Consider the following 13,094-nt stretch of genomic DNA (forward strand, 5'->3'; position numbering starts at 1 on the left):
ACAACCGTATATCACCACTACCCCACACACAAAAAATAAAAAAGGAGTGCGCCCCGAAAGGCGCACTCCCCATAAGAGTTTATTCATATTATTCCCCGAGGGGAACAATCACATTTCACATTAGCGGTTCAACACTTTGATAGCGCGAACAACTTTGCCTTCTTTCATGACTTTCACTACGTAAACGTCCTTGGCACCGAGCGTAATGCTCATGTTCTGACCAGCGGCAACAGCAGCCTCTTTCTCAGCAACGAGCATACCCGATACATTGTAAACGTCAACTTGGTAAGTACCCTCTTCGGCAAATTCTACGAAGAGAACACCGTCAACGGTATAGGTGCGCATGTCTCCCATAACCTCGTCGGCAACGCCATCGCCACCACTAACTTTGAATACAGGATAGGTCTTCGTATCCGATCCGAGCGTATTCTCAAGCGTCAAGGTAACGGTATAATCACCAGCCGTGCTGTAAGAGAGTTTCGTAGAACCTTCGACATCGGTACCGGTCGATTCGGTAAGTTCACCACGTTTAGCAGTCCACGTCGGGAGAGTTTCTACCTGGAAAGCAGTTCCGGCGATAAACGGACAACCCGAGATGTAGAGCGGTCTTTGAGGAGTTTGAATACCCGAACCTTGAGCCGTCGAAGCTACCAGTTTGAACGAGCAGGCTTCTACGTCCGCTTTCGAACCTTTCGACAAGAAATAATTTTGTTCGTTGGCATCAGTTTCAAAATCCCAGTAAGCGATTACCTTGCTAGGCAAGTTAGAAGCATCGAGACCAGCTTTCACTTGGTTAACCTCATCTTGCGTCATGCCACCGTCCCAAATCAACAGGTCATCAACGATACCGTTGTTGGTAACAGGTTGTTCACCACGACCACCGGCGAAGCAGAACCAGTCGGAAGCCGAAACATTGTAATCAGCCTTGGGAACCCACTCCTCGGTTGTTCCACTTGCCGAAGAACCATAAGTCCAAGTAGACTTTTGCAGAATACCGTTCAGATAGAAGAGCGAGCGGAATTGACCTTGCTCGTTATACTCAAAAGTCAGAACCACATGGTTCCAGGCATTGGGCGATACAGTCGTATTGGGGAAAGTATAGTTCAAAGCGACCGGAGAAGCGGCACCATCGCCACGAATCGTATAAACGCTGATCTTACCCTCGCTGGAAATATTCGACCACATCCAGCCCCAGTTGTTTACCGGCCATCCACCGGCGCGGTTTTCGATGCTGAAGAAAGCCGACGACTCAGGCAAAGTAGTAAAGCGAACCCAAGCCGATACCGAGAAGGACTTACGGGCAACGATACCTGCGTCATTCAGTTTACCGCCAATCCAACTGTCGTTAATTTCGATACCACGCGACGAGGCACCGTTGGCTTTTCTACCGGTATAACCCAGCGTGAGCGATTGATTAGCATCAATTGCAACCTCGGCATTTTCGGTCGTATTACCATCGACAGTCAGGGTATAGATTTCGGGCAGAGCACCTACGGCCTCGCTTGTAATCTGTACATAATAGCCATACGTAGCAGTTTGACCGTTGCAGGTTACTTGCAGGTCATAACCACCAATCTCTTCAATACCCTCTTCTACCGAGAATACCGTTGTGTTGGCAGCTTGTTTTACAGTCTCACCGTCGCTGTTGAGCAATTTCCAGTCGGCAGGAGCGTGACGAGGATCGACGTAAGAAATCTCGAAGCTCTCGTTCGGTTTGATTGTCGTCTTATTGATTTGAATTTCGTCGGTAGTCGTGTACTCACCCATATCCATATATTCGCTCCAAGTAATCTCAGAATCGCTCTTCATGTCGACCGAAACGGCTGCAACACCCAAGCGGATACGATCAGATCCTTGCAAATTGGTAGGAATCGAATAGTACATACCGGCCCACGAAGTGGTGATACCCATAAAGATAGGCTCTTCATTCTCCTGTTGAGCATAGAGTTTGAACATCGAAGCATTTACATCGAGGTTGTAAACCGGCTCACCAGCAGGTTTGGTATTATCCATCTCGAAAATAACCTTGGCATCAACACCCTTGTAGTGCGAAGCCAATACTTTGGCTACCGTGATACGGGGAGCGGCAGGAGTAGTCATTTCGTTACGCGTAATCGAGAATTCACCCAGGTAGAGTTCCAGGTTCTCGGCATTTGCAAAGTGGAGAGCAACCATGGCAATATTCTGGTTGGCCATCGAAGCCAAAGGACCTAGTACCGTAAAGGTCTTCTCTACCCACATCTCATCGTCGACCACGCTATTGGCGGTAGTCAATACGCTGAAACGAGATTCGTTCAAAACCGTATTTTCAGCACCCTCGGCCGAAAGCGCCAAATTAATGTCGGCTTGACCACGAATCAATTTGTAACGGATTGTAATCTTATCACCCGAAGCCAAAGCGAATCGGGTCTTGAACAGGTGCAGATACTCGTTGGATGCCGAACCGAAGATGCGCAAGCACGAACCGCCTACGTAAGCATCGTCGAAGGTAAACTTGGCGTCCAAACCATTGGCTACTACCTTGTCCTTCGTTTTGCCCAAGAACTCGGAAGCGAACCAGAAACGCCAGGTAGGTAGGTAGTCTTGTACACCAATGTTGTACCACTCATTGTTGTTTTGACGTTCGCCCATCCAGTTGAAGAACTGACCGTTACCCAGGTTGAAATAGGTAATGAACGGCTCGGTGGTCAAATCCCAGCTGAGTGAGCTACGAGCCGTCATGAAGGCCGACATACCGAACCAACCTTCGTTGGGGTGGTGGTTACCACGATTGAATACCTCAATCTTGTCAATCGGGTTGCGTTTACCATTCGAGAAGAATTGCTCGATCACATTTTGATAGCCCAACTGTTTCGACATATCGGTACTACCATAGTTGGCGCGGTCGGCCCACAACATGTTGAAATCGTGAGCACCCCACAGACCAATAGAGATGTTATAATCTTTAAGCGTCGTCCAGGTCGAAGGGTCACCACCCTGCATGTTGAAACCGGCATACAAGTCGAGCAAATCACGACCGGGAGCCTTGCTGGCAACAGTACTCGTATTAAAAGTACCTAAGGCACTTCTCCACCAGTTGTAATTCAAGAACAACGAGGTGCGGATATGTTCTCCATCACCAAAAGTTTCATTGTTATGATCTCCAAGACCTTGGTCAAAAGTACATTGTCCATTGTCATTCGTACCGTCGTACCAGAAATTCTCGGCTACAGGATTACCTTTTTCGGTCAAATATTTGTGAACCTCTTCGTTCAACGAACGTACATTGGCCACCATTGTCGTATTCGAAGTGGAGAACTCCGAGTTATATCCCAAACCGTCTACACCATGATAGTGAAGGAATTCGGCTACTTTCGTACGAATATCTGCGGTTTTAGACATGTTGTTCAATGAATTTTCCCAGTCCTTGCCCAAACCGCCCCAAGGAATCGAGGCAACACCCGATACACCTACACCATTCTTGTGTGCAACATCGGCAAAGCCACCGGGTACCCAACCTTGCGGCGAGGTCCAGTTGCCATAGTGTGTAACGTACGACCACATACTGAATACTTCGGAATCGAACTTACCGTTAGGACGCGCATTGGTGTTACCGTCAGACGCAGTACCTACGGGTACCCAGAAGACCAGTTTCTTATCGGTTTCTTCGGTCAGGTTTTCGTTAATCTGCGTACTGGCATTACGAAAACGTGCCTTAGGTTTCACACGCGAGATATAGAAATTCTCGTCTTCAAACAAAGGTGTTCCCGGTGTCCACTGGGAAACATACTCACCCAGTTTCTGGCTATCGGGCCACTTCATGTAACCATCTTTCAACTCTTGTGCTTGGGCTGAAAGCGACAATGCCAAAATCCCGGAAAATAAAAATAGATTTCTTTTCATGGAAAATGTTTTTGGGTTAATAATGAATTATGTAATCTCTGGTTGTTTTTATAATTTCATAGTAATAAGGAGATTGGGAATAAGGAATGAGTAGATACCCCACTCCTTATTCCCAAACATTTTTTAGAATACCAATACCGGTACATCTTCTGCCTTCATCGAGAAGACTTGACCACCTACACTACTCGAGATGGAGAACGAAACAATAGCTTCTGATCCCGTCGTAGTAACCGTGACGCTACCCGATGTTACCTCGGCCTCGGCACCATCTATATTGAGGATTGTACCGCGGGGAACAGGATAGGTTCCACTTGGAGTGCCTGTATATACACCCGGGAGGGTAATCGTAATCGATTTATAAGCAGCCCCTTTTACAAGAGCGAAATATACACTGAGATCGTTGAGAGCGCTACCATCAGCATATACCGACGATAAGCCTTTCTGGGTATTTTCAGCAGTCAGCGTGAAATTATTCGGGAGAGCAATAACCTCCACAGGTGCGGGATCGGACATTACTCCGGCAACCTCGGCCGTCACATTGGACGATCCTACGGCAAGACCCGTAATCGTACCATGCTTGTTATCGCTGCCCGTCTGTTCAGCTTTAACCGCATCGGGATTCGACGAGTGCCAGGTTACCTCATAGGGGTTTTCACCACCCGAAGAGGTTCTCGCATCGACACCCCATTGTACCGTTTGCCCGGCAAAAATCGTACGGGCATTACCCGATACCCACAGTACCGAGTTAATACCCTCGGTAATCGTTACCGGAACTCGTTTTTCTTTACCGTTGGCAGTCAAGATCAACTCGGTTTCGCCCATAGCCAGACCACGCAATGTAATCACATTACCATCATACGACCCAACCGAAACCTTCGTGGGATCGGCAGCCGTAACCACCGGTTTGTGATAAGCATAAGAAGTTGCCGGTATTACACCTGTCGTTAACCGTACGGTACCACCCACAGGCATGGAGACGGTCTCCGGATCGACAGTAATTTCGTCAACCGGATAACGAACTTTGAAATCTTTCACCTGGAAGGTGGCTACGAATACCGTATCGGGAGTTATACAGTGAATCTCGGTATCGCCCTCGTCTACTCCGGCACGCACCGAAAGCACGGCATCGAAACCTTCGTTCTCCACATATTCATTGGTCCGGCTGGTAATAACAACCGAGCTGCCCGAAGCAATTTCCCAACGGTAAGCACCGTAGGCATTCTCGATATCTTCCTTCAAACCCGACTGTACGTTCATGGCGATGCGAATCGTGTCAGAAGTATTTATATCCATCTCTTTCTCATAAGTATAGGCAAAATACATCGGAAGGATTTCCTTACCGGGACGAGTCGCCAAATAAGGCATATTGGCATAATACTCTCCATAGAAGGTGGCAAATATCTGAGGAGCTATCGTAATGGTACATGAACCCGACTGCGCCGTTGAGGACTCACCCAAAGAAACAGTTATTTTCCCTTCTCCCGACTCACGAGGCGAAGTAAAGTGAACAGTTACGATACCCTTCTCGTAATTGATAGTGGTCAACGGATCATAGGCCGTAACCCCTTCGAGTTTCACCTGAGGTTCATAATCATAAAGCAATGTCTTGGGCGACACGGCAAACATAACCGAGTCGTGAGGGATATTGTAACTTTGCTTAGAGGTCATCTCGGGCATCGTGCTGTCGTTAGCGACACAGGTTACCCCTTCGGGCAGGTTGCGCAACACAGAGACCGTAGTAATGGCATACTTGCCATTTTCCAACGTGGCTTTAAGAGTTGTCCTTTTTTCCTGTCCTCCATTAACAGCCACAATGGCGCTATCGCCCAGCAACTTGGCAACAGTTTCGTCGGCAAGCGACCATGAGATAGGTGTATTGATGATTTTTCCGCTCACATTGGTAACCTTGGCCGAAATTTTCACCGTATCGCCGATTCTCAACGATATGTCCGTGGGGTTGAGAGTGATATACACCTCGGTCGCACCATCGAGCGTAGCTTCTTCTTCACAGGCAGAGAAAATGGTAACGCCAAAGAAGACAGCCAAAAATAATATAATGCTATATCGTTTCATTGTTCTTAAAGATTTATAGATTAAAAGTTGTGCGGTACTACCAACAGGTATTCATTGTCGGGACTCTGTTCTCCTCGAGTTTCAGTAGCTACATCCCAAAATACACGAGATCCTCCATTATTAGGCTGACCACCAAGAGCTTGTACGAGCGAAGCCATCTCCAAGGCATTATTGGTCGTTTCAACAATAGGAATACGACGCACCTGCAATTCGGTATCAACGCCATCAAAGCCATTGACCTTAACCGGGAACAGACGAGGATAACCCGTGCGACGGAAGGTCGTCCATGCTTCGGCGCTCATGGGGAAATTGGCGATATATTTTTGAGTAATGATCTTTTCGAGTTTGGTCTCATTATCGTCGCTTTCATTCCATTTTACACACACGTTCACACGACCGGCAATATTGTTCTCGCCATTATAGGGATCGACATAATCCACATCGTTAACTTCGGTCTGCGACAAGTATTGATTGATAACCGACTCGTCGGTAATACCGTTTTCCTGGAAGCAAAGGCGAATACCGGCTTCATAAAGTTCCTGGGCCGTACGACCTTTCGTATTCCAACGTCTCAGAGCCCCCTCGCCCATCAAGAACAGGCTCTCGGTACGTTTGAAGAAGGGTTGATGCATATATTGGAACTCACCCGTAAGCGTTGAAAAAGGACCATAGCCTCCTTTGTCCTTACCGGTGGTATTGTTGTTACGCATGTTGATACCGGCACGAACTCCATACACATCGATGGGAGCCGCAATACCCGAAGACTTGTCTGTAATAGAGTATGCATTGGTGTCGAACCAACGGGTCAGCAAGGGGTGATTGCAACGTTTGAGAATATTCTCCAACGAAGCACACAAGCGAATATCGTTCCACGAGTTTCCAAGTACATACCAAACGCAAGCATTTTGGTTTTGATAGTAAGCGATATCACGAGCATCAACCTCACTGAGGACTCCAATATCGTCGTTTACCGCCTGTTCAAATTTCTGTTGTGCCGTACCGGCATCGTACTTCACGATATTCATGGCCATACGCATCTTGATGCTGTTGGCAAACTTCACCCACATGCGCCAGTCACCGTCAGACAATGTTCTGATGGTCAAATCTTCAATCTTGGCAATCTCGCCACGCGAGGGCTGACGCTCTTTCAAAATGCGGATAGCCTCATCGAGATCCTCAAAAATCTGCATGTAAATGTCCTCACCTCTTTCATAAGTCAACGGCGGATTCCGTTCCAGATTTCGCCAGTCGGTAAAAGGAGCAGCGCCATAAAAATCAACGATTTCGTGTCCTTGATAGGCCTGAATAATCAAAGCCACAGCGCGCCATTCGGGTTTACCCAACTCCGCTGCATGGTGAATGGCATTGTACGATTGGGTAAAGATCGTGTTATCCATCGGGCCACCCAAATAGTCGTTAGGATAGGTGTAAAGAGTAGGCAGAGCTCCACCGAAAGCGAAGGTACCTTTGGTGGTCGTCCAATATCCGGCATAGTTGTCGATATTGTTGGAGCGTTGATACTGGTAGGCATGAGGCATCCAGCTTCCCCCCTTAGTATAGCTAATCATGTAGGGAATAGCTCCACGAAGTTCCTGTTCGAGAACGTTAATATCGGTAGCACCGGCACCCTCTTCATTGGTATTGTCCATGTCTTCCTGCCGGCCGATCATCCAGGGATACTCCTCCTGAAACTGGTCGCCACAAGCCGTGAAGAGACCTATTGATAATACGGATTCAAGAATAAGGAACCCAATTGAATATATTGTTTTTCTCATCTTTATAATTGTTTATAATAATAGCATTTATTACAAATTGAATTTCAAAGTCAGAGCAAAGCTACGAGTCGTAGGCAATGCATAGCTGTCAATACCCGAATATACATTCGCCGACACCGAAATATCGGGATCAACAGGAGAGTTCTTATAGATAAAGAAGGCATTCTTTACCGAGAATTGTACCGTCATACCTTGGCTCTTTCCAAAGAGGTTGGGCATATCGTAACTCAACGATATATCTCGCATACGCAGGTTGGTAGCATCGTAAACATGATCTTCCATAGGGAATGCACCAATAGTCGTATAGTAGTTCTCGACCGAAACTTTGTGGCCTGAGCCGTCGGGCAACTCTTTGAGAACATATTCCTTACCGTTTTGAATTACTCGCTCACCATTCAGACGATCTTGTGCCGAACGCTCGGAGAGACCATACAAATCAAGGTCGGCCTCAGTCAGTGACATCACCTTACCGCCAATACGTCCGTCGATCAAGAAATAGAGAGTCCAGTTTTTCCAGTTAAAGGTGTTGTTCCAACCCAACGTGATGGGAGATGTCATATTCCCCACATAGGTTTCATATTTACCAGAAGACATCACTGGAACGGCATTTTCATAATTCCCGGCATCAGTAATCTGAATATATCCATTTTCATCACGAGCAAACGAATTCACATAGATATCGCCAAAACGGCCCCCTTCTATATACTTAATCTTAAAGGCATTGGGACCTTGTTGAACCTCATAGGGAGCACCCGACTCGGTTTTGTAGGTTTCCAAGATGCGGTTATCGTTCCAAGCAATGTTAAATCCGGTCTGCCAGCGCCAGTCTTTATGGAAATTCCAGCGGTATGCTGCCTGGAATTCCAAACCATAGTTGCGAATCACACCCGTATTGACAGGTTTGGACTCACCATTGGCCGTGGTAATATACAAGAACTGGTTACGGAGCGTAGAATTATAATAGGTCAAGTCGAAATTGAACTTGTTTTCAAACATCCACACATCAAGTCCCGTTTCAAACGAAGAGGTCGTCTCGGGTAGAGGATTGTCGAACAACGGGGGGCGAGTACCTACAACTCCCGTAGCAAAATCGATAGTTTGACGAGCAAACAAAGTGTTGGGGATAGGGTTACCTACTACCGACCAGCTACCACGCCATTTCAACTGATTGAGCCAGTCTCGGCGAGGCAGGAACTTGTCGAGAAGGACATTGGCACCAGCCGAATAGTAATCGAACGATTTGTAGCCGCTACCTTGTGTAAACTGCTGGAATGATTGTGCCCACTCCACGCGATAACTACCATCGAGATAAATTTTGTCGAACAATCCGATAGATGCCGTGGCAAAGACCGCAGAACTCCAATCGCTGTTATTCCAGCTATCATAGGCCGACGTTGCACTACCATTGGGATTGTCGGGACGTTTCTTCACACTGTTTTGAGGGACAAAGGCATTGGGAATACCGCAAGTATCTATCGCCGTCGTAATATTTGTGTTACGATCATAATGACGGGTAAAGCTGGTACCCACGGCCGCATTCACGTCGATTTTATCGGCAAAGCGGTCATTCCAAGTAAGCATGTGGTCATTATAGATATCGCTCGAACGCGAGTTGCTCGAATAGTATTTACCACCCACATAGTCAAATGCGGTTCGGAACATACTGGCATACTCCTCATTCAGGTTATTACCAGCCACATAGTCAACGCTAAAACGAGTTTGATATTTAATATTTTGCCAAATCTTAGCATCTAACGTCACGTTGGCCAGCAAGCGATCGCGCTTGTTTATATCGGTCAACATATTAGCGACCCAATAGGGGTTATTCAGGTACTGGTCATACCAATACCACGTTTGTACCGGCTGACCTTCCAACTTGGGGTTACCGGTTATCGGGTTACTTACAATATCATCGGCGGCAGTACCCGGGTGTTGATAATTGTGCTTGAAATAGCGCATATCCACATCGGCCGGTGTACGATACAAAGCATGGAGAGCACTCAACGCCTTACCTACCACAGGACCGTTATCGGTTCTCTGGTGAATCCAGTTCAAACTGGTACTGATATTAATGCGTTTATCAAACAGAGAGAAGGACTCCTTAAGCATCACATTATGGCGATTGAACTTATTGTTCGGTATCAACCCCATTTGATAGGTATTGTTATATGAGAAATAAGTACGGAAATTTTCAGTACCGCCACTCAAAGTCAATCCATTATTGGTAGTCAAACCCATATTGAAGAAATCTTTCACCGCATTGCGAGCCGAGTTCATCAAATAAGGGGCCGAAGCCACTTCATCAGCCGAACGGGTACCGATTTTCGGGCCCCAGGCCGACCACTGATTATTGCCACTAAGACCATAAATCTGTTGAGTTTTGGGATACATGGCAATCGTTTCAACCGATGTGGAGCTCGAAATATTCACCTTCACGGCACCGGCAGCTCCCGACTTAGTTGTAATAATAATTACACCGTTGTTGGCTGCACTACCATAAAGAGCGGCGGCATTCGGGCCTTTCAGAATGGTCATGTTATCAATATCCTCGGGATTAATAGTAGACAAGAGGTCATCACCACTACGGGCACCACCATTAATCATACCTTCACCTACCTGTGTTCCCATACCATTCTGCATAGGTACACCGTCAATAACAATCAACGGCTGGTTGGTTCCAAGAATTGAGGTGGATCCACGAAGTACAATTTTCGTAGCGCCACCACCTGCACCGGTATTATTAGGAACAATGGTCAAACCGGCACTTTTACCTTGGAGCGAATTGATGAAGTTCGTTTCCTTGATACGAGTCACCTCTTCATTCTTAATTGTCTGAGTGGCATAAGTCAGGGTTTTGGATTCACGCGAAATACCCATAGCCGTTACAACGACCTCGTCCAAGACACGGGTCTCCTCCTTCATAACCACATCGTATGAAGTAGCGCCTGCCAACGACAGCGATGCTTTCTGATAACCTACATAACTAAAGTCAAGCACGGCGTTGTTATTCGGGACCTCAATCGAATAAACACCATCAATATTAGTAGAGGCTCCGATAGCCGTTCCTCTTACTAACACGCTCACACCGATCAACGGTTCACCCGTTTCATCGGAAACCACACCTTTAATACGGTGTTTGTTCAACTGAGTCTCTTTTGCAGAAGCCTGCCCTGCCGGTTGCCCCATGGCATTTGCCATACATGGAGCAAAAAGAGACAGAGTAAGCACCAAAAGCCCAATCTTGCACGTCTGATTTTTTTTCATGCTTTTTAGATTTAATTGTTCAATGTAACTCTATTTAAACATTTCTCTCTCGTATACACACTGAAATAAAAACGTCATGAAACGTTTTTGCACATCGTATCACTATTATTAACCCTAAATTTTGGGTTACCCCTAGTGAAAATCGGTTATTTTTTTTACAAAATAAGAAAATAGTAAGTTACCAAAACATAATTTATTGATATTCAACATAATTAAGATATATATATTTTTTATCTCTCCTTGCACTTTTTTTCTCTCTAAAAACATAACTATCTCTTTCCCCTCCCCTATGGCAAACGATTCCACGGCCTTATCATAAAATGCTTCTCTTCGCATTTAATTACGCAAAATGAGAAAACCTTAAATCCGCAACTCCATTCCCGAAGTGCTACCTACATAAAGAGAAATGGACTTTTGATTCGTAAGATAACCATTAAGTCCTCGCGTCCGTTTCAATGCGCATACCATCCCCTTACCCCATAAAGCGACTTGAGGCAATACGCAATCAGTGGCCATCAAGTGATGTAAATCATCCGGAAGAAGTTTTGAAGGCTTCTGCATATGCATGGTTGTCGGTGTAGATATTCAGCACACATTGCCTTGCGGTCTTAATCCACTTGGCAGGTACTGAAATGAATTTGAAGACAAACGTCTTGATACGGCTGGTTTCCTTGAGCCCGAACTTCTTCACTTCAATCCTTTGCATGATGGCCTTGTAGAAATTGCGTATCAGTGCCGTCAGGAGCAGGAACACGGTATTTTCCGCCATGAAGGATTTAGGCAGTCTGTCCCATCCAAACCCATTGTTCATGTCATCAAAGACGCGTTCCTTGCCACCGCGCATGTTATAGAACTCCACGATGTCCCTCATGGATGATTCGTAATCGTTGGTCAGGATGCAGCGGTATGTATATTCCCCCTCCCACAGGTCCGGTCCACTGCCCATGCGTCTCTGTCTCTGGATTACCAGGCGATACGGTTTGCCCTTCCACTTCTCAACGAGAATGGAGTTCAACTCAAACACGATGCCGTTTATCTCTTCCTTCTTCCACCCTCTGAGCGCGAAGATGTCATCATAGAGCGAGCAGCAGCGGTTGGCGCGTATGTAGAATGTCCTGCAATGCTTCCTGACCTCATCCACAATGTCTTCAGAGCATGAGCCGCAGTCGGCCCTGAAGCGTTTGACTGTCAGCTTCTTCTCTTCAAGTCTCTCCAAAATCCTCTTTAGCGTGTCCTTCTGGTGAAAGCGTACATTGGTGTTGCCGTCGCTGTTCTCTATGCCGACAATCATGTCGCCGATAACGGCCACACCGGACCTGTAACCAAGAAATTTCTTGTACGTGGGCTTTGCATCGTACTTCTCCGCCTCAATGAACTGGTGGTCAAAGTCAACGTCATACTCCCCGCCCTCTTTCAACTGCCCTGTGGACAACAGGCAATTCAGGAGCAATGTGTTGAGTGTGTCTGCCGTATTGAAATCATAGGACTTTCCGGCATCAGACGTGTATGAGATGTTTTCCCGGGTCAGTTCGTTTATTGCCCTAAGGATGGTGTCGGCGCTACAGGTGCGGAGTGTGGGGTGAAGGGAAAGATGACTCATTAAGTGGGCGGTGACATCCTCAACGCAAGAACCGCCGCAGAAGTAAACGCATAGGAGGGAGCGGATGATTTCGCTGTATTGATAACCATAGAGTTTGCATCTCAACCCAAGTGTTGAGTCAATTGTAGAGGAGAGAAGGGAGGTAAATTGCTCCATGATTGGAAATATGCCTCCAAAAGGAGTGAGTCTTTCGGATTTTATTGCTACCTTTGCCATGCCTGTTGCGGTTTTCTTTGTCTTTGGATTCGCAACACTAAGGTAAGTGAAAACGCTGACATGGCAAAAACCTGGGCAACAAAATGTTGCTCAGGAACTTATAAAAATAATTATCAATTATGTTGCGGAATTAAGGGAAAAGTATTTCATTTTGATATTAACGCTTGTTAAAGCGCAGAAAAACGTATCGGCAAAACCAATTTTACATTACTTTTATATTGTTTAAATTTAATATTTCAAGATGCAAATAAACTGGACCATTCTACTCACAATCCTGTTCCTAT

At 46.3% G+C, this 13,094-nt stretch carries 6 protein-coding genes; 1 reads left to right on the forward strand and 5 read right to left on the reverse strand.

What is annotated here, in order from left to right; all coding sequences use genetic code 11:
- Positions 1-120 precede the first annotated feature (120 nt).
- The 5 genes from BARVI_RS02680 to BARVI_RS02700 all read right to left on the reverse strand — a co-directional run bounded on the left by BARVI_RS02680 (position 121) and on the right by BARVI_RS02700 (position 12,810).
- Complete coding sequence (locus BARVI_RS02680; protein ID WP_025277746.1) at positions 121-3,882, reverse strand: LamG-like jellyroll fold domain-containing protein; 3,762 nt, start codon at positions 3,880-3,882, stop codon at positions 121-123.
- Positions 3,883-4,005: 123 nt separating this feature from the next.
- Entirely contained in the window at positions 4,006-5,955 is a 1,950-nt protein-coding gene (locus BARVI_RS02685; RefSeq protein ID WP_025277747.1) for an Ig-like domain-containing protein, read from the reverse strand.
- A gap of 20 nt (positions 5,956-5,975) precedes the next feature.
- The gene (locus tag BARVI_RS02690; protein WP_025277748.1) at positions 5,976-7,730 is read right to left on the reverse strand and encodes a SusD/RagB family nutrient-binding outer membrane lipoprotein; all 1,755 of its coding nucleotides are present in this window, start codon (positions 7,728-7,730) and stop codon (positions 5,976-5,978) included.
- 30 nt (positions 7,731-7,760) lie between these two features.
- Complete coding sequence (locus tag BARVI_RS02695) at positions 7,761-10,994, reverse strand: SusC/RagA family TonB-linked outer membrane protein (protein ID WP_025277749.1); 3,234 nt, start codon at positions 10,992-10,994, stop codon at positions 7,761-7,763.
- A gap of 529 nt (positions 10,995-11,523) precedes the next feature.
- On the reverse strand, positions 11,524-12,810 hold the full coding sequence (locus BARVI_RS02700) for an IS1380-like element IS615 family transposase (RefSeq protein ID WP_007567149.1): 1,287 nt from the start codon (positions 12,808-12,810) through the stop codon (positions 11,524-11,526).
- A gap of 46 nt (positions 12,811-12,856) precedes the next feature.
- On the opposite strand from BARVI_RS02700, the gene BARVI_RS02705 reads away from it, so the two are divergent.
- Positions 12,857-13,036: a hypothetical protein gene (locus tag BARVI_RS02705; RefSeq protein ID WP_025277750.1), complete on the forward strand. Its 180-nt coding sequence runs from the start codon at positions 12,857-12,859 to the stop codon at positions 13,034-13,036.
- Positions 13,037-13,094: the final 58 nt, after the last annotated feature.

This window comes from Barnesiella viscericola DSM 18177 (genome assembly GCF_000512915.1).
GTDB classification, from domain to species: Bacteria; Bacteroidota; Bacteroidia; order Bacteroidales; family Barnesiellaceae; genus Barnesiella; species Barnesiella viscericola.